General features: G+C 69.6%; 23 protein-coding genes and 1 pseudogene. 2 read left to right on the forward strand and 22 right to left on the reverse strand.

Annotated features, from left to right (window positions below):
- Positions 1-52 precede the first annotated feature (52 nt).
- From ACFTZB_RS09765 to ACFTZB_RS09815, 11 genes are all read right to left on the reverse strand, one after another.
- The gene (locus ACFTZB_RS09765) at positions 53-931 is read right to left on the reverse strand and encodes an acyl-CoA thioesterase (RefSeq protein WP_378431319.1); all 879 of its coding nucleotides are present in this window, start codon (positions 929-931) and stop codon (positions 53-55) included.
- Positions 932-2,350, reverse strand: coding sequence for a pyruvate kinase (pyk, locus tag ACFTZB_RS09770; RefSeq protein ID WP_074933926.1), 1,419 nt, complete (start codon positions 2,348-2,350; stop codon positions 932-934).
- A 37-nt stretch (positions 2,351-2,387) separates the two neighbouring features.
- Positions 2,388-3,890 (reverse strand): glutamate synthase subunit beta, encoded by a 1,503-nt coding sequence (locus ACFTZB_RS09775; protein WP_378431320.1) that lies wholly within the window; start codon positions 3,888-3,890, stop codon positions 2,388-2,390.
- Positions 3,883-8,466, reverse strand: a complete 4,584-nt coding sequence (gene gltB, locus ACFTZB_RS09780; protein ID WP_378431321.1) for a glutamate synthase large subunit — start codon at positions 8,464-8,466, stop codon at positions 3,883-3,885. The genes ACFTZB_RS09775 and gltB overlap by 8 nt, the downstream gene beginning before the upstream one ends.
- 274 nt (positions 8,467-8,740) lie before the next feature.
- Positions 8,741-9,580 carry an NINE protein gene (locus ACFTZB_RS09785; RefSeq protein WP_378431322.1) on the reverse strand — a complete coding sequence of 280 codons (840 nt, stop codon included), beginning with the start codon at positions 9,578-9,580 and terminating at the stop codon, positions 8,741-8,743.
- Positions 9,573-10,628, reverse strand: a complete 1,056-nt coding sequence (gene lgt, locus ACFTZB_RS09790; RefSeq protein WP_378431323.1) for a prolipoprotein diacylglyceryl transferase — start codon at positions 10,626-10,628, stop codon at positions 9,573-9,575. The genes ACFTZB_RS09785 and lgt overlap by 8 nt, the downstream gene beginning before the upstream one ends.
- A complete protein-coding gene (gene trpA, locus ACFTZB_RS09795; protein ID WP_378431324.1) occupies positions 10,625-11,428 on the reverse strand; it encodes a tryptophan synthase subunit alpha in 804 nt (267 codons plus the stop codon). The genes lgt and trpA overlap by 4 nt, the downstream gene beginning before the upstream one ends.
- Entirely contained in the window at positions 11,425-12,744 is a 1,320-nt protein-coding gene (gene trpB, locus ACFTZB_RS09800) for a tryptophan synthase subunit beta (RefSeq protein ID WP_087556303.1), read from the reverse strand. The genes trpA and trpB overlap by 4 nt, the downstream gene beginning before the upstream one ends.
- 62 nt (positions 12,745-12,806) lie before the next feature.
- Positions 12,807-13,616: an indole-3-glycerol phosphate synthase TrpC gene (gene trpC, locus ACFTZB_RS09805; RefSeq protein ID WP_012687986.1), complete on the reverse strand. Its 810-nt coding sequence runs from the start codon at positions 13,614-13,616 to the stop codon at positions 12,807-12,809.
- An 86-nt stretch (positions 13,617-13,702) separates the two neighbouring features.
- Positions 13,703-14,407 carry a TIGR02234 family membrane protein gene (locus ACFTZB_RS09810; RefSeq protein WP_378431326.1) on the reverse strand — a complete coding sequence of 235 codons (705 nt, stop codon included), beginning with the start codon at positions 14,405-14,407 and terminating at the stop codon, positions 13,703-13,705.
- Positions 14,404-15,990, reverse strand: a complete 1,587-nt coding sequence (locus ACFTZB_RS09815; protein ID WP_378431327.1) for an anthranilate synthase component I — start codon at positions 15,988-15,990, stop codon at positions 14,404-14,406. The genes ACFTZB_RS09810 and ACFTZB_RS09815 overlap by 4 nt, the downstream gene beginning before the upstream one ends.
- A 59-nt stretch (positions 15,991-16,049) precedes the next feature.
- Here ACFTZB_RS09815 and ACFTZB_RS09820 point away from each other — a divergent pair, with 59 nt between their 5' ends.
- A complete protein-coding gene (locus ACFTZB_RS09820; RefSeq protein WP_378431328.1) occupies positions 16,050-16,514 on the forward strand; it encodes a peroxiredoxin in 465 nt (154 codons plus the stop codon).
- Here ACFTZB_RS09820 and ACFTZB_RS09825 read toward each other — a convergent pair.
- Positions 16,502-17,281 (reverse strand): dioxygenase, encoded by a 780-nt coding sequence (locus ACFTZB_RS09825; protein ID WP_378431329.1) that lies wholly within the window; start codon positions 17,279-17,281, stop codon positions 16,502-16,504. The two genes, ACFTZB_RS09820 and ACFTZB_RS09825, sit on opposite strands and share 13 nt — an antisense overlap.
- Positions 17,282-17,483: 202 nt before the next feature.
- Between ACFTZB_RS09825 and ACFTZB_RS09830 the strand changes: the two genes are divergently transcribed.
- Positions 17,484-17,993 carry a MarR family winged helix-turn-helix transcriptional regulator gene (locus tag ACFTZB_RS09830; protein WP_378431330.1) on the forward strand — a complete coding sequence of 170 codons (510 nt, stop codon included), beginning with the start codon at positions 17,484-17,486 and terminating at the stop codon, positions 17,991-17,993.
- A 79-nt stretch (positions 17,994-18,072) separates the two neighbouring features.
- On the opposite strand, the gene ACFTZB_RS09835 is transcribed toward ACFTZB_RS09830, so the two are convergent.
- The 10 genes and pseudogenes from ACFTZB_RS09835 to ACFTZB_RS09880 form a co-directional block, all read right to left on the reverse strand.
- Positions 18,073-18,252 carry a 4-oxalocrotonate tautomerase family protein gene (locus ACFTZB_RS09835; protein ID WP_378431331.1) on the reverse strand — a complete coding sequence of 60 codons (180 nt, stop codon included), beginning with the start codon at positions 18,250-18,252 and terminating at the stop codon, positions 18,073-18,075.
- Positions 18,253-18,302: 50 nt separating this feature from the next.
- Complete coding sequence (hisI, locus tag ACFTZB_RS09840; RefSeq protein ID WP_378431332.1) at positions 18,303-18,647, reverse strand: phosphoribosyl-AMP cyclohydrolase; 345 nt, start codon at positions 18,645-18,647, stop codon at positions 18,303-18,305.
- On the reverse strand, positions 18,644-19,417 hold the full coding sequence (hisF, locus tag ACFTZB_RS09845; protein ID WP_012687994.1) for an imidazole glycerol phosphate synthase subunit HisF: 774 nt from the start codon (positions 19,415-19,417) through the stop codon (positions 18,644-18,646). Before hisF ends, hisI begins: the two co-directional genes overlap by 4 nt.
- Positions 19,414-20,247 (reverse strand): inositol monophosphatase family protein, encoded by an 834-nt coding sequence (locus ACFTZB_RS09850; protein ID WP_378431333.1) that lies wholly within the window; start codon positions 20,245-20,247, stop codon positions 19,414-19,416. The genes hisF and ACFTZB_RS09850 overlap by 4 nt, the downstream gene beginning before the upstream one ends.
- 9 nt (positions 20,248-20,256) lie before the next feature.
- Complete coding sequence (gene priA / locus ACFTZB_RS09855) at positions 20,257-20,991, reverse strand: bifunctional 1-(5-phosphoribosyl)-5-((5-phosphoribosylamino)methylideneamino)imidazole-4-carboxamide isomerase/phosphoribosylanthranilate isomerase PriA (RefSeq protein ID WP_005247511.1); 735 nt, start codon at positions 20,989-20,991, stop codon at positions 20,257-20,259.
- 19 nt (positions 20,992-21,010) lie between these two features.
- A complete protein-coding gene (locus ACFTZB_RS09860; protein WP_087556294.1) occupies positions 21,011-21,268 on the reverse strand; it encodes a hypothetical protein in 258 nt (85 codons plus the stop codon).
- Positions 21,265-21,900 (reverse strand): imidazole glycerol phosphate synthase subunit HisH, encoded by a 636-nt coding sequence (hisH, locus tag ACFTZB_RS09865; RefSeq protein ID WP_378431335.1) that lies wholly within the window; start codon positions 21,898-21,900, stop codon positions 21,265-21,267. The genes ACFTZB_RS09860 and hisH overlap by 4 nt, the downstream gene beginning before the upstream one ends.
- Before the next feature lie 9 nt (positions 21,901-21,909).
- Entirely contained in the window at positions 21,910-23,091 is a 1,182-nt protein-coding gene (locus tag ACFTZB_RS09870; RefSeq protein ID WP_378431336.1) for an MFS transporter, read from the reverse strand.
- Complete coding sequence (locus tag ACFTZB_RS09875; RefSeq protein WP_007297398.1) at positions 23,091-23,243, reverse strand: hypothetical protein; 153 nt, start codon at positions 23,241-23,243, stop codon at positions 23,091-23,093. Before ACFTZB_RS09875 ends, ACFTZB_RS09870 begins: the two co-directional genes overlap by 1 nt.
- A gap of 13 nt (positions 23,244-23,256) precedes the next feature.
- Positions 23,257-23,491 (reverse strand): annotated as a pseudogene (locus ACFTZB_RS09880) (imidazoleglycerol-phosphate dehydratase); the annotation flags it as partial.

The following is a 23,491-nucleotide window of genomic DNA, read 5'->3' on the forward strand; positions in this document are numbered from 1 at the left end:
CCGGTTGAACTACCGTTCAAAGCCGTTCGGTGGCAACGGAATGGCAGCGCCGCTATTGCTTCGGCGGGAAGTGCCGGATGAGGCCCTCCTGGACCACGGTGGCCAGCAACTCCCCCTCGAGGGAGAAGAAGCGCCCGGTCGCGAGACCGCGGGACCCCGCCGCGACCGGCGACTCGGTGGCGTACAACGTCCAGTCGTCGAAGCGGAACGGCCGGTGGAACCAGATGGAATGGTTCACGGTGGCCGCGACGATCCGGTCCAGCCCCCACGACAGTCCGTGGGTGGTGATGATGGAGTCCAGGACCGTGGTGTCCGACGAGTAGCCCATGACGGCCACGTGAATGAGTGGGTCGTCCGGAAGGTCGCCGTCCGATTTCATCCAGACCCGGTTGTGGGTGAGTTTCTCCCCCGTGCCCTTCATGATCCACGACGGGTCGTTCGCGTAGCGCATGTCGATCGGCTTGAGCGCGTCGACGAACATCTTCAACCGGTCTTCGTAACCCTGGAAGTGGTCGCCGAGCGGCGGCAGCGTGTCCGGGAACGGGACGTCGGGCACCTCGACCGCATGCTCGAGACCCTTGCCCCAGTCCTGGAACGCCGCCAGCATGACGAACAGTTCCTGACCATTCTGCAGGGCCGTGACCTGTCGGTTTGCGAATGCCCGACCGTCGCGGTGCCGCTCGACGCGGTACTCGATGGGTTCCTTGACGTTTCCGCCGCGGATGAAGTGGGCGTTGACCGCGTGCACGGCGCGCTCGCCGCTGACGGTGCGGCCGGCGGCGACCAGTGCCTGGGAGATCAACTGGCCGCCGAACGTCCGGCTCCCCACCTGCGCGGGATGCCGACCTCGGTACGTGTCCTCCCCGGTCCTCTCGAGATCGAGAAGTTCGAGCAGGGTCTGGAGATCGGTCTTCGCCGCGACTTCGCTCACCTAGTGGTCCTCTTCGCCGATTCTGTGGACGTGGATCAGGTTGGTCGAGCCTACGGTGCCGGGCGGCGACCCCGCCACGATCACCACCAACTCACCCTTCTGGTACCGGCCCAACCCCAGCAACGCGTTGTCGACCTGCCGCACCATCGCATCCGTACTGTCCACCGGATCGACGATGAACGTCTCCGTCCCCCACGTCAACGACAACTGCGACCGCACCTCCGGCAACGGCGTGAACGCCAGCAACGGCAACGGCGTGTGCAACCGCGCCAACCGCCGCACCGTATCCCCCGACTGCGTGAACGCCACCAACGCCTTCGCATCCAACCGCTCCCCGATGTCGCGGGCCGCGTACGAGATCACCCCCCGCTTGGTCCGCGGCACATGCGTCAGCGGCGGTACCTGCGTCGACTCGTTCTCCACCGCCTCCACGATCCGCGCCATCGTGCGCACCGTCTCCATCACGTACTTACCCACCGACGTCTCACCGGACAGCATCACCGCATCGGCACCGTCGAGGACCGCGTTCGCGACATCCGACGCCTCCGCCCGGGTCGGCCGCGAATTCTCGATCATCGACTCCAGCATCTGCGTCGCCACGATCACCGGCTTCGCGTTCTCCCGGGCGATTTGAATCGCCCGCTTCTGCACCAGCGGCACCTGCTCGAGCGGCAACTCCACCCCCAGATCACCACGCGCGACCATCACCGCATCGAACGCCAGCACGATCGCCTCGAGATTGTCGATCGCCTCCGGCTTCTCCAGCTTCGCGATCACCGGAATCCGGCGGCCCACCCGGTCCATCACCGCGTGCACCAACTCCACATCGGCCGGGGACCGCACGAACGACAACGCGATGAAATCGACACCCAACCCGAGCGCGAACTCCAGGTCGGCGATGTCCTTCTCCGACAACGCCGGAACCGACACGTTCATCCCCGGCAGCGACACACCCTTGTTATTCGACACCGGGCCGCCCTCGGTGACCCGGCAGATCACATCGTTGCCCTCCACCCCGGAGACGACGAGACCGACCTTGCCGTCGTCGACCAGCAACCGGTCACCGGGCTTGGCGTCCTCCGCCAACTGCTTGTACGTGGTCGAGACCCGGTCATGGGTGCCCTCGCACTCGTCGACGGTGATCCGCACCTCCTCACCGTTGGCCCACGTGGTGCGCCCCTCCGCGAACCGGCCCAGCCGGATCTTCGGGCCCTGCAGATCGGCCAGGACACCGACCGCCTTGCCCGTCGCGTCCGAGGCCGCCCGGACACGTTTGTAGTTCTCCTCGTGGTCGGCGTGCTCGCCGTGGCTGAAATTCAGCCGCGCCACGTCCATACCGCTTTCGACGAGCTCGCGAATACGGTCACCGGTGGCGGTAGCAGGTCCAAGTGTGCATACGATCTTCGTGCGTCGGTTCACGGCCTCGAGCCTAGTCGCCCCGCGCGCCCTTCTCCATTTAGACGACTGCCAGCGGAAGCGCCGTCGGATGCACCGGCGACGGCAGGTCGGACGCCCCGGTCAGGTACACGTCGACGGCGTGCGCCGCGGACCGGCCCTCCGCGATCGCCCACACCACGAGCGACGCGCCGCGATGCGCGTCCCCGCAGACGAAGACCCCGGGTGCGGTGGTCTGCCAGTCCGGGCCGCAGGAGAGCGCACCCCGCCGGGTCGGCGACAACCCGTAGTCGTCGAGCAGCGGACCGAGATCGACGCCCTCGAAGCCGATCGCGAAAAGCGCCAGTTCGCACGGCAATTCGATCTCCTCACCGACCGGTGTGATGATGCGTTTGCCGTCCTCTCGGGTGACTTCGACCTCGGCGAGCACCATGGACCGGACGTTCCCGTTCGCGTCGCCGAGGAACCGCTGCACCGCGACCTGGTACCGGCGGACACCGCCCTCCGCGTGCGCGGGCGACGTCCGGAGCACCATCGGCCACGCCGGCCACGGCGTCGCGGCCTCGTCCCGCTCCGTCGGCAACTCCGGGTTGTAGTCCAGTTGGGTCACCGACAGCGCACCCTGACGGTGCGCCGTCCCGAGGCAGTCGGCGCCGGTGTCGCCGCCGCCGATGATGACGACGTGCTTGCCCTTGGCGGTGATGGCCGCGGGACCGTCGCCCTCGCATTCCTTGTTCGAGGTGACGAGATGTTCCATCGCGAGATGGATCCCGTTCAGCTCCCGGCCCTCGACGGTGGTGTTGTCGCGGGCCCGCAGCGCACCGATCGCGAGCACGACCGCGTCGAAGTTCGCGCTCATCTGCTCCACCGTGAGGTCGACGCCGACCTCGCAGTCGGTGACGAAGTGGGTTCCCTCGGCGCGCATCTGCATCAGACGCTGATCGAGAATTGCCTTCTCCATCTTGAATTCCGGGATGCCGTACCGCAGCAGTCCCCCGAGCCGGTCGTCGCGCTCGTACACGGTGACGTCGTGCCCCGCCCGGGTCAGCTGCTGAGCCGCCGCCAGACCGGCCGGGCCGGAACCGACCACCGCGACCTTCCGCCCCGTGGAGATCATCGGCGGTGTGGGCACCACCGTGCCCGACTCCCACGCGACGTCCGCGATGGCCTGCTCGATCCGCTTGATCGTGACACTGCCCGTCGTGTGCGTGTCGGCGAGCGAGAGCACACACGCCGACTCGCACGGCGCCGGACACACCCGGCCCGTGAACTCCGGGAAGTTGTTGGTGGCGTGCAGCCGCTCGCTCGCCGCCGACCAGCGGCCGCGTCGCACGAGGTCGTTCCACTCCGGGATCAGGTTGCCCAGCGGGCAGCCCGCACTTCCCGAGTGGCAGAACGGGATTCCGCAGTCCATGCACCGTGCGGCCTGCTCGGACACTTCGGCGGCCCGCTCCGCGGAACTCTGCGGCGCGTACACCTCGTTCCAGTCGTGTATCCGCTCCGCGACCGGGCGCTTGCGCGCCTCCTTCTTCACGATGTGCAGAAAGCCCTGGGGATCAGCCACGTGCCGCCTCCATGATCGCAGTGTCGACGTCGAGTCCCTCCGCCTTCGCCATCCGGGTCGCGTCCAGCACCCGCTGGTAGTCCACCGGCATCACCTTGGTGAACAGCGTGGACCGGCGGGGCCAGTCGGCGAGCACCGACGCGGCCACCGCGGAACCGGTCCACCGGTGGTGCCGGGTGACGGCGCCGCGCAACCAGTCCAGGTCGTCCGGGTCTGGTTGCATCAACTTCACCATCGCCGGGTTCACGTCCTCCGGGTCCAGGTCGAGGACGTACGCGATGCCGCCGGACATCCCGGCCGCCATGTTCCGTCCGGTCGGCCCCAGGATCACGACCCGCCCGCCCGTCATGTACTCGCAGGCGTGGTCGCCGACACCCTCCACGACGGCCGACGCACCGGAATTGCGCACCGAGAAGCGTTCACCGACGCGTCCCCGCAGATAGACCTCCCCCGAAGTGGCGCCGTAGAGCAGGGTGTTGCCCGCGATGACCTGCGTCTCCGGGACGAACAGGACGTCGTCGGCGGGACGGACCACGATCCGCCCACCCGACAATCCCTTCCCGACGTAGTCGTTGGCGTCCCCGGTCAGGTCGACGGTGATGCCCGGCGGCAGGAACGCGCCGAGCGACTGCCCGGCCGAACCGGTGAACGTGAGACGGATCGTGTCGTCCGGCAGTCCGGCGGCGCCGTAGCGGCGGGTGACCTCCGCGCCGAGCAGCGTGCCGACGGTCCGGTTGACGTTGCGCACCGGCATCTCGATCTCCACGGCGTGGGCGTCCTCGAGGGCACCCTCCGCCAGTTGGATCAGCGTGCGGTCCAGCGCCCGGTCCAGTCCGTGGTCCTGGTCGCGGTCCCGGCGCCGCTGCGACAGCGGCTCCCCGTCCGGCCCGGTGGGCACGGCGAAGATCGGGGTGAGGTCGAGGCCGCGGTTCTTCCAGTGGGCGATCCCCTGCGCGGTCTCGAGGACGTCGGCGTGACCGACGGCCTCGTCGATGCTGCGGAACCCGAGGTCCGCCAGGTACCGGCGCACGTCCTCGGCGACGAACCGGAAGAACTCCTCCACGAATTCCGGTTTGCCGGTGTACCGCTTGCGCAGTTCCGGGTTCTGGGTGGCGACGCCGACCGGGCAGGTGTCGAGGTGGCACACCCGCATCATGATGCAGCCCGCCACGATCAGCGGGGCCGTGGAGAATCCGAACTCCTCCGCACCCAGCAGCGCCGCGACCACGACGTCCCGTCCGGTGCGCATCCCGCCGTCGCACTGGACCGTGATGCGGTCGCGGAGCCCGTTGAGCACGAGTGTCTGCTGGGCGTCGGCCAGCCCGATCTCCCACGGCGCCCCCGCATGCTTCATCGACGTCAGCGGGGTGGCCCCGGTACCGCCGTCGTTGCCGGAGATGAGGACCACGTCGGCGTGCGCCTTGCTGACGCCGGCGGCGACGGTTCCCACCCCCACCGAGCTGACCAGCTTCACGTGGACCCGGGCCCGATCGTTGGCGTTCTTCAGATCGTGGATCAGCTGCGCGAGATCCTCGATCGAGTAGATGTCGTGGTGCGGCGGCGGGGAGATCAGCCCGACCCCCGGCGTCGAGTGCCGGGTCTCCGCGACCCACGGGTACACCTTGTACGCCGGCAACTGGCCGCCCTCGCCGGGTTTGGCGCCCTGCGCCATCTTGATCTGGATGTCGCTGGCGTTGATCAGGTAGTCGCTGGTGACGCCGAACCGCCCGCTCGCCACCTGCTTGACGGCGCTGCGCCGTGACGGATCGTAGAGCCGGTCGACGTTCTCGCCGCCCTCCCCGGAGTTGGAGCGTCCGCCAAGATTGTTCATCGCGACGGCCATCGTCTCGTGGGCCTCGGCGGAGATGGAGCCGTAGCTCATCGCGCCCGTGTTGAACCGGGTGACGATCCGCTCGACCGGTTCCACCTCGTCCAGCGGCACCGGCGGCCGCACCCCCGCGCGGAACGTGAACAGGCCGCGCAGGGCGCCACCGGCCTCGGCGAGACGATTCACCTCGTCGCTGTATTTGGCGAACACCTCGTGCCGACCGGTGCGGGTGGCGTGCTGCAGCAGGAACACCGTCTCCGGGGTGAACAGGTGCAGTTCGCCGTCGCGGCGGAACTGGTACTCGCCGCCGTCCTCGAGGCGCCGGTGGGCGAACTCGGCCGGGTTGTCCGGGTACGCCTGCCGGTGGCGGACGGTGACCTCGCGGGCGATCTCGTCGAGACCGGCGCCGCCCAGCTTGCTGACCGTGCCCGTGAAGTACTCCTGGACGAGGTCGCGGTCCAGGCCGATCGCCTCGAACACCTGCGCCGCGGTGTACGAGCCGACGGTGGAGATGCCCATCTTCGACATCACCTTGAGCACACCCTTGCCGAGCGCGGTGAGGTAGTTCCGGACGGCGATCGTGTGCTCGACGCCGGTGAGTTCGCCCTCGGACACGAGGTCCTCGATCGACTCCATCGCGAGGTAGGGGTTGACGGCGGCGGCGCCGTACCCGATGAGCAACGCCAGGTGGTGGACCTCGCGGGCGTCACCGGATTCGACGACCAGCGCCACCTTGGTGCGTTCCTTGGTCCGCACCAGGTGGTGGTGCACCGCGGCCACCGCGAGCAGTGACGGGATCGGCGCCCGCGTGTGGTCGGAGTCGCGGTCCGAGATCACCAGCGTCCGGTAGCCGTCCGCGATGGCGGCGCTCGCCTGCGCCCGCAACTCCTCGATCGCCTCGGCCATCCCCGCACCGCCGCGCTCCACGTCGTACAGCGCGCGCAGCACCGCCGCGGCGAGACCGGGATGGTTGCCGTCCGCGTTCACGTGGATGATCTTGTTCAGCTCTTCGTTGTCGAGCACCGGCCACGGCAGCACGATCTGCCTGCACGACGCGGCGGTCGGCTCGAGCAGATTCTGCTCCGGACCCATGACCCGCGACAGCGACGTGACGATCTCCTCGCGGATCGCGTCGAGCGGCGGATTCGTGACCTGCGCGAACAGTTCGACGAAGTAGTCGTAGAGCAGCCGCGACCGCTGCGACATGACGGCGATCGGCGTGTCCGTCCCCATCGAACCGAGGGGCTCGCCGCCGGACGTGGCCATCGGGGCGAGCAGGATGCGCAGATCCTCCTCGGTGTACCCGAACGCCACCTGCCGCCGCACCACCGACTCGTGGTTGTGCTGTGCGTGCGGGCGATCCGGCAGCGTCTTCAGTTCGAGCAGCCCGGCGTACAGCCACTCGGCGTACGGCCGCTCCGCCGCGAGCCGCATCTTGATCTCCTCGTCGGGCACGATGCGGCCCTCCGACGTGTCGACCAGGAACATCTGCCCCGGCTCGAGGCGGCCCTTGGCCACCACCTCCGACTGCGGGACGTCGAGGACACCGCTCTCGCTCGCGAGGACCACCCGCCCGTCGACGGTCTGCCACCAGCGTCCCGGGCGCAGGCCGTTGCGGTCCAGCACGGCGCCGACGACGGTCCCGTCGGTGAACGTCACACACGCGGGTCCGTCCCACGCCTCCATCAGCGACGCGTGGAACTGGTAGAACGCCCGCCGGTCCGGGCACATCGACGTGTCGTTCTCCCACGCCTCCGGCACCATCATCATCACCGCGTGCGCCACGCTGCGGCCGGCGAGGTGCAGCAATTCGAGCACCTCGTCGAACGACGCCGAATCCGACGCGTCGGGGGTGCAGATCGGATACAGCCTACGCAGGTCGCCCGGGATCACCGCACTCGACAGCAACGCCTCGCGGGCGCGCATGCGGTTCCGGTTGCCGCGGACCGTGTTGATCTCCCCGTTGTGCGCGACGAACCGGAACGGGTGCGCGAGCGGCCAGGACGGGAACGTGTTGGTAGAGAACCGGCTGTGCACGATCGCGATCGCGCTCGCCATCCGCGGGTCGCGCAGGTCCGGGAAGTACCGCGCCAACTGGGACGTGGTGAGCATTCCCTTGTAGACGATCGTCCGGCTCGACAGCGACGGGAAGTACACGCCGCTGCCCTCCGCCTCGATGTCGTCGGTGACCTGCTCGGCCCGCTTGCGCAGCGGGTAGACGAGGCGGTCGAGGTCGAGCCCGCCGGGCCGGATCCCGCCGACGGCGGGTGCGGCGACGAACAACTGGCTCATGTGCGGGGCGCACGCGCGGGCCGTGGAGCCGACGTCCGCGCCGTCCGGATCGACGGGCACCGGACGCCAGCCGAGGATCTGGAGACCCTCCTCGTCCGCGAGGTCGGACACGCGTCGTTGCGCGGCCGCCCGTGCCTGCGGGTCCTGTGGGAGGAAGCAGATGCCCGCCGCGTACGTGCTGCTGCCGTCGTCCAGGGGCGCCGGGAGGTCGAACGGGGCGAGAGCCCCGAAGAACTCGGTGGGGAGTTGGAGCAGGATGCCGGCGCCGTCGCCGCTGTTCGGTTCGGATCCCGCCGCGCCGCGGTGCTCGAGATTCTCGAGAGCGAGGAGGCCGTCGGAGACGATGGAGTGGGAGCGGCGGCCGTGCACGTCCGCGACCATGGCGACACCGCAGGAATCGGCTTCCTGGTCCGGGTCGTACAAGCCCTGGGGACCGGGCAACTGAGAGAACAGCACCGATATACCTCCACATCGGCCGGGAAGACCACCAGTGTGTGCGCTCCGCACGTGCTGTCGGCGGCCTCCGCTAGCGGGGTCGCCACGACGGGCGCTAACTGCTTTTCGGGGGTCTACCGGGACAGCATCGGCCCGTGAAGGTTGTTACCGGACATGCATCCGGCGCGCTCAGCTTACCAGGACCGATACCCGGCAAGATATGCCGAATCGGGCCCGCAACGGGCGGTGGCCCGTGTCGCATCAGCAACACGGGCCACACGGTGTCCGGGGATCGTCACTGGTCCCGCAGGGGCCGTCCGTACTGGTCCTTCACACTCCCGGTCAGCATCATGATGCCGTCGACCAGCGGCCAGATGCCGCCGATTCCACAGGTCAGCCACGTCACGGCGATCTGCGCCACGGCGATGCCGGGCTGGTTGAGGTAGAACCGCCCGACGCCGAACGCGCCGAGGAAGATCTGCAGCAGCCCTGCGGTCAACTTGGACTTGTCGGAGTACGGCTCACCCGTCAGCGGATGCCTGCCGAACGGCGCCGACGGATCGGCGTACGCGTTGTAGCCGGGGGCGTACCCGGGCGGCGGGTACCCCTGCTGGGGGTAACCCTGCTGCTGTCCGTACCCCGGCTGCTGGTACCCGGGCTGCTGGTAGTCCTGCGGCGATTGCGGAGCCGCCCCGTACTGCGCGCCGTAATTCGGATCCGGCGCCCCGTACGTCGGACCGTCCGGCCGCTGGGGCTTCTGGTACCCGGAGTACGGCGCGGTCGGCGACGTCGACTCGCCCACGTTCGGGAACGGGGCCGTCGGCTCGGTTCCGCCCGGCGACGGGTAGGTGGGCGTCGACCCCCAGCCCGGGCCGTTACCGACACCCGAATAGGTGTCCCAGCCCGGTCCCGTTCCGGACGACCCCGGTGACGGCGTCGCGTCGGACGTGGCGGGCGGCTGGGACAGCGAGGCCTCGGCGGTGGCGTCGTAGTCGAAGGGCGAGCCGAATTCCGGCGGCAGGCTCGAGTCGCTGGTGCTCTCGGTGCCGTCGCTGCTCTTCCCCAGGTCGACCTTGTGTGCGTCCTCGGATGCACCCGTGCCGGAATCGTCGGATGCTTTCCCCGGTTCACTCATTCGCGTCATCCTTCTTGCTGTCGATGGTCTTCGTGCCCGCGTCGCCGCCGGCACTCGCAGTACTCGCGGCCTTGTCGTCCGATACCGACTCCGGTGCAGACGCCTTCCCGTCCTCGTCCCTGCCCTCGACCTTCTTCTCCCCCACCGGTGTGGGCTCGTCCGCGACCGGTTCGCCGTCGGCTGGCCGCAGGTCCGCCGGATCCTCGCGCCCCTTCGTGGCGGCGAAGAAATACACCACGGCCGCGACGAACACCAGGGCGGAGGTGAACGAGTTCACGCGGACACCGGCGATGAGGCTCGCGTGGTCGCTGCGCATCAGTTCGATCCAGAAGCGCCCGGCGCAGTACCCGGCCACGTACAGGGCGAAGAGGCGGCCGTGCCCGATGCGGAACCGGCGATCGACCCACACGAGCAGGATCACGATCAGCACGTTCCACAACGCCTCGTACAGGAACGTCGGATGCACCACGAACGCGACCTCGCCGGTGGACACCCCGTCGATCAGCTGCGGCGACACCTGTCCGACGTCGTTGCGGCGGTCGAATATCTCGAGCCCCCACGGAACCTCGGTCTCGCGACCGTAGAGTTCCTGGTTGAAGTAGTTTCCGAGCCGCCCGATCGCTTGCGCGAGCAGGATCGCCGGCGCGACCGCGTCGCCCAGCGCCGGCAGGGGGATGCCGCGGCGACGGCACCCGATCCAGGCGCCGACACCGCCGAGCGCCACGGCGCCCCAGATGCCGAGGCCGCCCTGCCACACCTTCAGGGCGTCGACGGGATCGCCGCCCTCCCCGAAATACGTCGGCCAGTCGGTCATCACGTGGTAGAGGCGGCCGCCGATCAGGCCGAACGGCACCGCCCAGATGGCGATGTCGAGGACGGTGCCCTTCTCGCCGCCGCGGGCGACCCAGCGACGGTCGCCCCACACGATCGCGACGACGATCCCGACGATGATGAACAGCGCGTACGCGCGCAGGGCCACCGGTCCGACATACCAGACACCTTGGGGCGGACTCGGAATGTAGGCCAGTACGTCCACAGTGGAAGTCACGACGCCACGGTAGCGGAGCGAACGCCCTCGGCGAGTTCCTCCGTCAGCGAGCGCACCGCGTCCAGACCACTCTCCGCGGCGGTGACCAGCGCGGATCCGACGATGACCGCGTCTGCGTAGGCGGCGATCTCGGCTGCCTGTGCACCGGAGCGGACACCCAGTCCGACACCTACCGGAATGTCCGAGTGGGCGCGGATGCGGGCCGTCAGTTCGGGTGCCATCGACGACACGGCGTCACGGGCGCCGGTGACGCCCATCGTGGACGCGGCATAGACGAACCCGCTGCTGGCGTCGAGGGTGATCGCGAGACGCTCCTCCGTCGACGACGGCGCGACGAGGAAGATCCGGTCGAGGTCGTGTTCCTTCGACGCGGCGATCCACTCACCCGCTTCCTCGGGGATGAGGTTGGGGGTGATCAGGCCGAGACCGCCTGCGCCGGCCAGATCGCGGGCGAACTTGTCGACGCCGTACTGCAGAACCGGATTCCAGTACGTCATCACGACGGCCTTGCCGCCGACGGAGGCGATCGCCTCGACGACCGTGAACACGTCACGCACCCGGACACCGTTCTGCAGCGCCGTCTCCGCCGCCGCCTGAATCGTGGGTCCGTCCATCACCGGGTCGGAGTAGGCGATGCCGACCTCGACGATGTCGCAACCGGATTCGACCATCGCCGTGAACACGTCGATGGATTCCTGCACGGTGGGGAACCCGGCCGGGAGGTACCCGACGAGCGCGGCGCGCTTCTCCTCGCGGCACTGCGCGAACGTCGGGGCGAGGCGCGAGAGTCGTTCGCTCACTTGGCCGAACCTTCCTTGTCAGTCGTGGTGGTCTCGGTCGAGTCGTCCGGATCGAACAGCCCGAACCACTTGGCCGCCGTGTCCATGTCCTTGTCGCCGCGCCCGGACAGGCTGACGACGATGATCGCGCCCTCCCCCAGTTCGCGGCCCAGTCGCAGTGCACCGGCGACGGCGTGGGCGGACTCGATGGCCGGGATGATGCCCTCACGCTCGGACAGCAGACGAAGCGCGTCCATGGCCTCCGAGTCGGTGACCGGCTCGTAGGTGGCGCGGCCGATGTCCTTGAGGAGCGCATGTTCCGGGCCGACCCCGGGGTAGTCGAGTCCCGCGGAGATGGAGTGTGACTCGATGGTCTGGCCGTCCTCGTCCTGCAGCAGGTACGAGTACGCGCCCTGGAACGCGCCCGGGGTGCCTCCCGCGAACGTGGCGGCGTGCCTTCCGGTCTCGACGCCGTCACCGGCGGCCTCGTATCCGACCAGCCGCACGGACGGGTCGTCGAGGAAGGCGTGGAAGATGCCGATGGCGTTGGAACCGCCGCCGACGCATGCGGTCACGGCGTCGGGCAGCCTGCCCGTCAGCGCCTGCACCTGGACCCGAGTCTCCAGACCGACGACGCGCTGGAAGTCGCGGACGATGGTCGGGAACGGGTGCGGTCCGGCGGCGGTGCCGAAGCAGTAGTAGGTGTTGTGGGCGTTGGTGACCCAGTCGCGCAGCGCCTCGTTGATCGCGTCCTTCAGGGTCCTCGACCCCGACTCGACGGACACCACGGCCGATCCGAGCAGCCGCATGCGGGCGACGTTCAGTGCCTGCCGCTCGGTGTCGACGGCGCCCATGTAGATGATGCATTCCAGACCGAGGAGCGCGCAGGCGGTGGCGGTGGCCACGCCGTGCTGGCCGGCACCGGTCTCCGCGATGATGCGGGTCTTGCCCATGCGCTTGGCGAGCAGCACCTGCCCGAGCACGTTGTTGATCTTGTGCGAGCCGGTGTGGTTGAGATCTTCGCGCTTGAGGATCAGCCGCGCCCCGCCGGCGAATTCGCTCATCCGCGTCGCCTCGAAGATCGGGGACGGACGGCCGGTGTAGTCGCGCTGGAGGCGGTCGAGTTCGTTCAGGAACGATTCGTCGCCGCGCGCCTTCTCGTACTCGGCGGTGACCTCCTCGATCACCGCCATCAGGGCCTCCGGCACGTGCCGTCCGCCGTACACGCCGAAGTGCCCTCCGGCATCGGGGTCGTGCGTGGTGCGCTCGGCGATTCCGGCGCTGGCAGTCGGCAGATTGCCACCCTTGAAGACGGTTTCCTGATTACGTGAAGTCACAGGTCCAGTCTGCCTCGAGGCCGGGTTCCGCCGCCGTCCGGGTCAGGTCCGCCGGGGCTGCCTCAGCGCGACGGCTTGGGGCAGGACGGGTGCGCGCCTGCGTTGACCAGATCGGCCACCGCCTTGCGCGGATCACCGCTGGTGACGAGGCCTTCGCCGACCAGTACCGCGTCGGCTCCCGCACCGGCGTAGGCCAGCAGGTCGGCCGTGCCGCGCACCCCGGACTCCGCGATCTTGATGATCTCGGTGGGGAGCCCGGGAGCGATCTCGCCGAACGTGTTCTTGTCGACCTCGAGCGTCTTGAGGTTGCGCGCGTTGACACCGATGACCTTGGCGCCCGCCTCGATCGCCCGGTTCGCTTCTTCCTCGGTGTGGACCTCGACGAGGGCCGTCATGCCCAGCGATTCCGTCCGGTCGATCAGCGACGCGAGCGCGTCCTGCTCGAGGGCGGCGACGATGAGCAGCACCATGTCGGCGCCGTGCGCGCGGGCCTCGTGGATCTGGTACGGCCCGACGATGAAGTCCTTGCGGAGGATCGGGATGCTCACCGCGCGGCGGACGGCGTCGAGGTCCGCGAGGGACCCCTGGAACCGGCGCTCCTCGGTGAGCACGCTGATCACGCGGGCGCCCCCGGCCTGGTAGGCGGCGGCCAGTTCGGCGGGATCGGCGATGTCGGCGAGCGCACCCTTCGAGGGGCTGGCGCGCTTGACCTCGGCGATGACTCCGATGCCCGGCTCGAGCAGGGCGGCCGCGGCATCCAGGGCCGGCGGTGCGGCGGCGGCAGCAGCCTTGACTGCGGCGAAGTCAAGGACGGCTTCGCGGGCGGCGACGTCGGCGCGCACCCCGTCGAGAATCGAGTCGAGAACGGTCATCGTGGCCCGAGTCCTTTCTGGGCAGAAACCCGATGTGAGGAACATCATCAGGGGTGAAGCCAGCCTAGATGGCACTCTGATTGTGTTTACGTCCGGGTACCCGGGTCCTCGTCCGAACCGTCAACTTGGTCGACAGGTTCGGCCCTCTTGTCGTCCACCGTGGGGTCCTCCCCCGCGTCCAGGGCGTCCCAGAGCATGCGCTGGGTGACGGGACCGTCGGCCGAATCGGCACCGGCCTTCTTCGCCGCCTCACGTCGCGCACCGGGGCTGTCGTACTTGGAGGACAGCCCCGCCCGCACCCGCGGCCTGCGGACCAGTTCCACCGCGGCGGCGAGCGCCGCCAGGGCCCCCACCAGCACGAGAACCGCCGGTCCGGCGTGCACCGACACCGACTGGACCTCGGCCCGGCCCGGCAACTCGGCCAGCCGCGCCGCCTCGTCGTCGGAGGCGCCGGACACGAGCAACCCCACCGCCGGGACCGCGGCCGCGACGGCCACCACCGCGACGAGCACACCCAGCACGCGCAGGGCCCAGCCCTTCACGGCGAACGACGCGGCGATCGCGGCGACCAGGGTCAGCGCCAGCGGCGTGAGCGCCGCCGCCCACGTGCCGCCCACGAGCACCGACGTGCGCTCCTCGCCGAGCCCGTCGGAGGAGGTGACCTCCACCCACGCCATCCGTGAGGCGCCCCACAGGCTGACTGCGTCGGCCGCGAGGAGCAGCACCGCGAACATCGATCGGCGACGCCCCGCCCGCGCGGGGTCCCGGGCCGGCTCCGACGAGTCGCTCACTGCGTGTCGCCTCCCAGGGTCTTCAGCGTGTGCGCCGCCGCGATCGCGCTGAGCACCGCCATCGCCTTGTTCCGCGCCTCGGTGTCCTCGTATTCGGGGTTCGAGTCGGCGACGACGCCCGCGCCCGCCTGGACGTACCCGATGCCGTCCTTGATCAGGGCGGTGCGGATCGCGATGGCCGTGTCGGCGTCACCGGCGAAGTCGAGGTACCCGATGATGCCGCCGTAGATGCCGCGGCGGGTGGGTTCGAGTTCCTCGATCAGCTGCATCGCCCGGACCTTCGGCGCGCCCGACAGGGTGCCGGCCGGGAAACAGGCGGTGACGGCGTCGAGGGCCTGCTTGCCGTCCGCGAGGTGACCGGTGACCGTGGAGACGAGATGCATCACGTGGCTGTACCGCTCGATGTGGCGGTAGTCGTGGACCTTCACCGTGCCCGGTTCGCAGACGCGGCCGAGGTCGTTGCGGCCCAGATCCACGAGCATCAGGTGCTCCGCGTTCTCCTTCTCGTCGGCGAGGAGGTCCTTCTCGAGCAGGATGTCCTCCTCCTCGGTGTGCCCGCGCCACCGGGTGCCCGCGATCGGGTGCGTGGTGGCCACACCTTCCGATACGGTCACCAGCGCCTCCGGGCTCGATCCGACGATCGAGAACGCGGTCTCGTCGTCGCCGTTCGGCACGTTGAGGAGGTACATGTACGGGCTGGGGTTGGAGGCGCGCAGCATCCGGTAGACGTCGATCGGGTCGGCGGTGCAGTCGATCTCGAAGCGCTGCGACAGCACCACCTGGAAGGCCTCGCCCGCCTCGATGTCGCCGACGAGTTTCTGCACGTCGGCGCCGAACCCCTCGGTGGTGCGCTGACGGCGGTAGTCGGGGGCGGGTTTCGCGAACGTGGAGACGGTCGACGACGCCGGGGCCGACAGGGCGCGCGTCATCCGGTCCAGCCGCTCCACCGCGGAGTCGTAGGCCTCGTCGACGCGTTCGTCCGTGCCGTCCCAGTTGACGGCGTTGGCGATCAGGGTGATGGCGCCCTCATGGTGGTCGACGGCCGCGAGATCCGTCGCCAGCAGCATCACCATCTCGGGGATCTGCAGGTCGTCGGTGGCGTGCTCGCCGATGCGCTCGATGCGCCGCACCGCGTCGTATCCGAGGAAGCCGACCATGCCGCCGGTCAGCGGCGGCAGGTCGGGCAACCGCTCGCTGCGCAGCAGTTCGAGGGTCTGGCCGAGCGCGGCGATCGGATCGCCGCCGGACGGCGCGCCTGCGGGAACGTTGCCGTACCAGGCGGCTTCACCGTCGACGACGGTCAGCGCGGCGGGGCTGCCCGCGCCGATGAACGACCATCGGGACCACGATCGGCCGTTCTCCGCCGACTCGAGCAGGAAGGTGCCGGGCCGGTTCGCCGCCAGTTTGGTGTAGGCGGACAGCGGTGTTTCCGCGTCTGCCAGCACCTTGCGCGTCACCGGAACGACCCGGTGTTCGGCGGCGAGAGCGTGGAACTGCTCACGTGTGGTGGTCGAGTCGGACCCGCCGTCGGCCGGGGCGGCGGCGGACTCGGGTGCGGGAATCGTGGTGGGCTCGCCGTGCATGCCGACCATCATCCCAGGCGCACTCGGACCACCTGCGTGCGCGGGTAGCCTCGGCACCCATGAAGCCAGGTCAGCTCGCACCGGAATTCACCCTGCCCGATCAGGACGGCATCGCACGATCGCTGTCGAGCCTCCTCGAGGACGGCCCCCTGGTGCTGTTCTTCTACCCGGCGGCGTCGACGCCCGTCTGCACCGCCGAGGCCTGCCACTTCCGGGACCTCGGAACGGAGTTCTCCGCCGTGGGAGCGTCGCGTGCCGGAATCAGCACCGATGCGGTGGCGAAGCAGGCGACGTTCGCGCAGGCGCAGTCCTTCGACTACCCGCTGCTGTCGGACGCCGACGGAGCCGTCGCGGAGCAGTTCGGCGTGCGCCGCGGACTGCTCGGCAAACTCGCCCCCGTCAAGCGGTCGACGTTCGTCATCGACACCGACCGCACCGTGCTCGAGGTCATCTCGAGCGAGTTCCGCGCCAACACGCACGGAGATCAGGCACTGGCCTTCCTCCGGACGCGTCAGGCCACCTGAATCGACCGCTTGGCCAGCCCCATCCAGAAACCGTCGATCACCTGCCGGGGAATCTGCTCGGGGTCGCTCGACGCGCCGAGCGTGACGAAGAGCGGCGCGAAGTGCTCGATCGTCGGGTGTGCGTACGGCATGCCCGGCGCGAGCGCGCGGAAATCGATCAGCGAATCCACGTCGCCTGCGGCGAGCCGCTCATCCGCCCAGGCGTCGAACTCCGAGGACCAGCCCGGTGCCTTCGCGTCGGGTGACGGGTCGCGCAGGAACGGCAGTCCGTGGGTGGTGAATCCGGAGCCGACGATCAGCACGCCTTGCTCGCGCAGGGGACGCAGCCGCTCTCCGAGGTGCAGCAGTCGTTGCGGGTCGAGCGTCGGTAGCGAGATCTGGAGGACCGGGATGTCGGCGTCGGGGTACATGACCGTCAACGGCACGTAGGCGCCGTGGTCGAGGCCGCGATGCGGCTGGTGCGACACGGTCTCGTCGTCCGGCATCAGGGACACGACCTGCGCCGCGAGTTCGGGGGCGCCGGGCGACTCGTACGTGGTCCGGTAGAACCGTTCGGGAAAGCCCCCGAAGTCGTAGACGAGGGGGGTGCCGGTGGTCGTGGATCCGATGGTGAGCGGCGCCGATTCCCAATGCGCCGACACCATGAGAATGGCCTTGGGCCGCGGCAGGTCGCCCGCCCACTTCGCCAGCTGCGACACCCACAGGTCGCTGTCCACCAGCGGCGGCGCACCATGGCTGAGGAACAGGGCGGGCATGGGGTTGATCATCGCGACTCCTTCGGATCGAGGTCCCGCATCGACGAAGAAGCGAACTCGTCACCCGCCGCAATGTTGAACCTTCAAGTTATTATAGGAGTCAACATGCGGGCGCGGCAACTATTCCCCGGGCACGAATCGGCCCCGCGGCGTGCTAACTATGGAGGACACGCTGCACACGCGTGGATCGACGTACGGACGGAGGACACCACCGATGAGTGGTAACGACGAGGGCAAGCCGGACCAGCCCGGCACCCGATGGCTCGACGCAGAGCAGCAGGAGGCCTGGCTCACCCTCATCGCACTGGTCACCCGGCTCCCCGCAGCACTGGACACCCAGCTTCAACGCGACTCGGCACTCACCCACTTCGAGTACTTCGTCCTCGCCTCACTGTCCGGCGAAGCGAACCGGCGCCTGCAGCTGTCCCTGCTCGCCCAGCGCGCCAACGCGTCGCTGTCCCGGCTGTCCCACGTCGTCACAAAGATGGAAAAAGCCGGCTGGGTGCGCCGCGAAAGCATCCGCGGCAGCCGCGGCTCCGACGCCGTCCTCACCGACGAAGGCATGGCCAAGGTCGTCGAAGCCGCGCCGCCGCACGTCGAATCCGTCCGGTCACTGATCTTCGACGGCCTCTCGCCCGACCAGGTCCGTCAACTGTCCGAACTGTCCGGCGCCATGCTCACCCAACTCGACAAGAGCATCGCCTCGGGAACCGGCAAAGCCTGACCACCACTCACCCCAGCGGCATCCCGCCAGCTCACCCCAGCGGCATCCCGCCAGCTCACCCCAGCGGCGTCCCGACAGCTCACCCCAGCGGCGTCCCGCCGACACCCCAGCTGTCGCGCGGCACCTCGGTGATCGTCACCCACACCGACGCCGCATTCTTCCCCGTCGCGTCGGTGTACGCCTTCGTGACGGCCTCGATCGTGGCGCGCTTCTGCTCCGCCGTGAGCCCCGGCGTCTGACTGATCTGAATAAGTGGCATGCGGACATCCTGCCCGAGGGCAAACGAACATCCCGCCGAGGGCCGCCGCGTCAGTCGGCGGCGAGCAGGACGTCCGAGTCGAAGCAGGTGTGCGTGCCCGTGTGGCACGCCGCCCCCTCCTGGTCGACGACGAGCAGCACCGTGTCGCCGTCGCAGTCGAGCCGCGCCTCGTGGACGTACTGCGTGTGACCGGACGTCTCGCCCTTCACCCAGTACTGCTGACGGGAGCGGGAATAGTACGTGCCCTTACGGGTCTCGAGGGTGCGCGCGAGGGCCTCGTCGTCCATCCACGCCACCATCAGGACGTCGCCCGTCGACCGCTCCTGCGCGACGGCACTGAACAGTCCCGCCTCGTTGCGCTTGAGCCGTGACGCGATGGCCGGGTCGAGACTCATCGGACGGTGATCCCTTCTGCACGCATGGACTTCTTGACGTCGCCGATCGTCATGTCGCCGAAGTGGAAGACGCTGGCGGCGAGGACGGCGTCCGCGCCGGCCCCGACGGCGGGCGCGAAGTGCTCGACGGCGCCCGCTCCCCCGCTGGCGATCACCGGCACGTGCACGGCAGCGCGGACCGCGCGGATCATCGGCAGGTCGAAACCGGCCTTCGTGCCGTCCGCGTCCATCGAGTTGAGCAGGATCTCCCCGACGCCCAGTTCGGCGCCGCGGACCGCCCACTCGACCGCGTCGATGCCGGTGCCGCGCTTGCCGCCGTGGGTCGTGACCTCCCACCCCGACGGAGTGTCCGGTTGGCCCTGCGGCACGGTGCGCGCGTCCACCGACAGCACGATGCACTGGGAGCCGAAGCGTTCGCTCAGTTCGCGGAGCAACTCGGGCCGCGCGATCGCGGCGGTGTTGACGCTCACCTTGTCGGCGCCGGCACGCAGCAACCGGTCGACGTCCTCGACGGTGCGGACACCGCCGCCGACCGTGAGCGGGATGAACACCTGTTCCGCCGTCCGGCTGACCACGTCGAGCATGGTGCCCCGGTCCGCGGTCGACGCGGTGACGTCGAGGAACGTGAGCTCGTCGGCGCCCTGGGCGTCGTACGCGGCCGCCAGTTCGACGGGGTCGCCCGCGTCCCGCAGGTTCTCGAAGTTGACGCCCTTGACGACGCGTCCGGCATCGACGTCCAGACACGGGATCACTCGAACCGCCAGAGTCATTGCGTACGCCCTCCTGAAGGCTCGGAACGGGGATCACCCAGTGATCCGAGGATATCGAGAATTTCGCCGTGCACCCCGGGCGCTCCGGCAAGCACCGAATCGGACGTCACCGTCCAGGGCTTGCCGCCCAGATCGGTCACCACACCGCCCGCGGCGCGCACCAGCGCCACACCGGCCGCGTTGTCCCACGCATTGTGGCCGAACACCACCGCACCACCGAGTATTCCGGCCGCGGTGAACGCGAGGTCGACGCCGGTGGATCCGTGGATCCGGATCCGCGAGGACACCCGGCTGAGCTGCGCGAGGACCTGCAACCGGTACGCGCCGGGGATACGCCCGCGACTGTCGATGTTCAGCGCCCCCAAGCCCACGATCGACGACGCCAGCGACGTGCGGCCGAGCCTCGGCAGCGGCTGACCGCCCTCGAGCAGCGGGCCGTCCGCGACGGCCGCGTAGCGCCGCCCGACGAGCGGCAGCCACGTGAGGCCGAGAACGGGAACCCCGTCGTCGAGGAGCGCGAGCAGCGTGCCCGCGGTGGGCAGACCCGCCGAATAGTTGAAGGTGCCGTCGATGGGGTCGAGCACCCAGACGGGTCCGCTGTCGAGGTCGGGTCCGCCGAACTCCTCGCCGTGGACGTCGATGCCGGTCCGGTCACGCAGTTCGCCTGTCAACCGCTTCTCGAGCTCGAGGTCGACGGCGGTCGCGAAATCGTCGGGGCCCTTGTGGACGGCGCTGGGCGCACCCACCCCGGAGACGAACCGGTCGTGCACTCCGTCGAGCAGCTCACTGGCGACGGCGAGGAGTTCCCGGGGATCGCGGGACAGGACCATGGCGCGAACTCAGCCCGAGACCGCGGCGAGCGCCTCGGGGAGGGTGAACCGCCCCGCGTACAGCGCCTTGCCGACGATGGATCCCTCGACGCCCTGGTCAACGAGTCCGGCGATCGCCCGGAGGTCGTCGATGGTGGACACACCACCCGACGCGACGACGGGCGCGTCGGTGGCCGCGCAGACCTGCGCGAGGAGTTCGAGATTGGGGCCGGTCAGGGTGCCGTCCTTGCTCACGTCGGTGACGACGTAGCGGGAGCAACCGTCCTTGTCGAGCCGGGCGAGGGTCTCCCACAGGTTCCCGCCCTCGGTGACCCAGCCGCGGCCGCGAAGCTGGTATTCGCCGTCGACGAGGCGCACGTCGAGACCGACGGCGATCTTCTCGCCGTACTTGGCGATGGCGCGCGCACACCACTCGGGGTTCTCGATGGCGGCGGTGCCGAGGTTGACGCGACCGCAGCCGGTGGCCAGTGCGGCCTCGAGCGACGCGTCGTCGCGGATTCCGCCGGACAGTTCCACCTGGACGTCGAGTTCCCCCACCACGTCCGCGAGGAGTTCGCGGTTCGAGCCGCGACCGAAGGCGGCGTCGAGGTCGACGATGTGGACCCACTCGGCACCGTCGTTCTGCCATGCGAGGGCGGCATCACGAGGCGAGCCGTATCCGGTCTCGCTTCCTGCCTCCCCCTGGACGAGGCGAACAGCTTCACCGTTGACGACATCTACAGCAGGCAAAAGGACCAGGCTCACGTGCGACAACCCTAGTCGCTCAGCGGTCGGAACCCGGCTTCGGGTCCTCGGGGTCGCGGCCGTAGGCGTTGCGGGTCATGCGTTTCGACACGTAACCCATGGCGGCGATCGCACCGGCGACGCCGAGCAACCCGACGATCAGCCCGAGGACGGGGCCCGGTTTCAGCACCAGAATGATCGCGGTCGCGAGGACCAGGACCACGGTGGCGGCACCCATCGCGTACACGGCGAGCCTGCCGATCGACAGGTCGCCGCGGCCGTCCCCGGGTTCGGTCACAGACTGCGAACCCAGTTGCGGAGCAGTTCCGCGCCCGCGTCGCCGGACTTCTCGGGGTGGAACTGGGTGGCGGACAGCGCGCCGTTCTCGACGGCGGCGAGGAACTTGCCGCCGTGATCGGCCCAGGTCAGGGCGGGCGGCGCGAGCCGCTCCGGCGTCGGCAGTTCCCAGGTCTGGGCAGCGTACGAGTGGACGAAGTAGAACCGGGTGTCGGGATCGATACCGGCGAACAGCGTGCTGTCGGCCGGTGCCTCGACGGTGTTCCACCCCATGTGCGGCAGCACGTCGGCCTGGAGCCGTTCGACGGTGCCGGGCCATTCGCCGCAGCCTTCCGCCTCGACGCCGAACTCGACGCCGCGTTCGAAGAGGATCTGCATGCCGACGCAGATCCCGAGGACCGGCCGCCCGCCGGCCAGACGCTGACCGATGATCCGCTCCCCCCGCACCGCGCGGAGCCCCTCCATACACGCCGCGAAGGCGCCGACGCCGGGGACGACGAGACCGTCGGCCGCGAGTGCGACCTTGTGATCGGACGTGACCTCGACGCGCGCGCCGGTCCGGGCCAGAGCGCGGGTGGCCGAATGCAGGTTGCCGGAGCCGTAGTCGAGGACGGCAATCGTGGAGACGGTCATGACACAACCTTATCCGGCGGCCGAACGACGCCGGAGGGCGCGGCCGACGACCGTTCCGGCGGCCGGGACCACCGCGACCGCCGTCGCCGCGACCCCGAACACCCAGGAATACCCGGCCACCGACGCGACGGCGCCGAGCGCGAGGGAACCGAACCCCGTGCCGGCGTCGAACCCGATGTTCCATCCGGCGCTCGCCGAGCCGAATCGGGCCGGTCCCGCGGCGGTGAAGATCATGACGAGCGACTCGTTCTGCACCGCGCCGAACCCGAATCCGAATGCCAGCGCCGCGCACACCAGGACAGGCACGGGCGCCGCTGTCGCCGCGGCGACGGCGAACAGGACCAGACCGAGGCACACGAACGTCAGGGCGGGAATCAGGGCACGACCCACCCCGAGCCGGTCGGAGAACGATCCCGCGGCGTACCGCCCGATCAGCGTCGCCCCGCTCGACACGGCGAGGATCACCCCGGCGAGCGACGCCCGCTCCGAGATCGCGATCGGCAGCAGGCTGGACAGACCGCCGAACGCGGCCGCCACGATCGCGATCGACAGCCACGGGGTCAGCACGGCGGCGAGCGGGATGCGATCGTGCGACGCGCGGTCCGCGGGGGCGCGGATCGCGGGGAGTCGCGTGACCGCGACGACCGCGAGCGCGGGAATGAGAGCGCCGATCACGAAGACGGGGGTCGCGGACCAGTGCGCCATGATCGCGAGCCCCGCCGGCAGCCCGACCATCTGCGCGGCGGCCACCGCGATTCCCTGCGCACCCGTTGCGCGGCCGAGCATCTGCCGCGGAACGAGTTCCGCGACCAGCGCACTGCTCGCGACGGTGAGCATGCCGAAGCCCGACCCGCGGACCGCCGATACCGCCAGCACCGGAATCGCCTCGGTGGAGAGCAGGAGGAGAAGCGACGGCGGCCCCAGCAGCATGCAGCCGGCGGCGAGCACCCAGCGGTGCCCCCACCGGCGCAGGAGCCGGGGCACGCCGAGTTGGGTGGCGACGGTCGCGGCCATGAACACGGCCGTCACGCTGCCGGCGAGCGTGTCCGAGCCGCCGGACAGCGAGACGATCAGCGGAACGACGGGCAGGAGCACCGCCCAGCCGCCGAACGCCGCGGCGCCCATCAGCATCGCGGTGGGCAGACCGCGGGTGCGGAGCAGGCCGCGGCGCTCCCCCACTGCGACCGGCACTACATCAACCTGAGAACGCCCGCCACGGCTGCCAGCACCGCCAGTGCCAGCAGCACGCCCGAGGCCAGTTTGTTGAACTTCCACATGGAGTACGCGCCGCCCGCCGCGATACCCGCGGCGATGAACAGGACGTAGACGAGGACGACGCTCACGAATGCGTCCGGTTCACAGGCTGCCCTTGGTGGACGGCACGCCCGTGACGCGGGGATCGGGTTCGACGGCCTCACGCAGTGCACGGGCGACGGCCTTGAACTCGGCCTCGGTGATGTGGTGCTGATCGCGCCCGTAGAGCACGCGCACGTGCTGGGCGATGCGCGCGTTGAGCGCGATCGACTCGAACACGTGCCGGTTGATCACGGTCGCGTACGGCACCCCCGGGTATCCGCCGATGACGGCGTGC

Source organism: Rhodococcus sp. NPDC057014, assembly GCF_042673295.1.
Classification (GTDB): domain Bacteria; phylum Actinomycetota; class Actinomycetes; order Mycobacteriales; family Mycobacteriaceae; genus Rhodococcus_F.

Excerpts from the sequence above, each read along its gene's own strand:
- trpC (WP_012687986.1), bottom strand. The coding sequence starts at position 13,616 with ATGACCGTTCTCGACTCGATTCTCGACGGGGTGCGCGCCGACGTCGCC.
- hisF (WP_012687994.1), bottom strand. The coding sequence starts at position 19,417 with ATGACTCTGGCGGTTCGAGTGATCCCGTGTCTGGACGTCGATGCCGGA.
- ACFTZB_RS09835 (WP_378431331.1), bottom strand. The coding sequence starts at position 18,252 with ATGCCACTTATTCAGATCAGTCAGACGCCGGGGCTCACGGCGGAGCAG.
- ACFTZB_RS09815 (WP_378431327.1), bottom strand. The coding sequence starts at position 15,990 with ATGCACGGCGAGCCCACCACGATTCCCGCACCCGAGTCCGCCGCCGCC.
- ACFTZB_RS09820 (WP_378431328.1), top strand. The coding sequence starts at position 16,050 with ATGAAGCCAGGTCAGCTCGCACCGGAATTCACCCTGCCCGATCAGGAC.
- ACFTZB_RS09830 (WP_378431330.1), top strand. The coding sequence starts at position 17,484 with ATGAGTGGTAACGACGAGGGCAAGCCGGACCAGCCCGGCACCCGATGG.
- ACFTZB_RS09785 (WP_378431322.1), bottom strand. The coding sequence starts at position 9,580 with ATGAGTGAACCGGGGAAAGCATCCGACGATTCCGGCACGGGTGCATCC.
- hisI (WP_378431332.1), bottom strand. The coding sequence starts at position 18,647 with ATGAGTCTCGACCCGGCCATCGCGTCACGGCTCAAGCGCAACGAGGCG.
- hisH (WP_378431335.1), bottom strand. The coding sequence starts at position 21,900 with ATGACCGTCTCCACGATTGCCGTCCTCGACTACGGCTCCGGCAACCTG.
- ACFTZB_RS09850 (WP_378431333.1), bottom strand. The coding sequence starts at position 20,247 with ATGGTCCTGTCCCGCGATCCCCGGGAACTCCTCGCCGTCGCCAGTGAG.
- ACFTZB_RS09825 (WP_378431329.1), bottom strand. The coding sequence starts at position 17,281 with ATGATCAACCCCATGCCCGCCCTGTTCCTCAGCCATGGTGCGCCGCCG.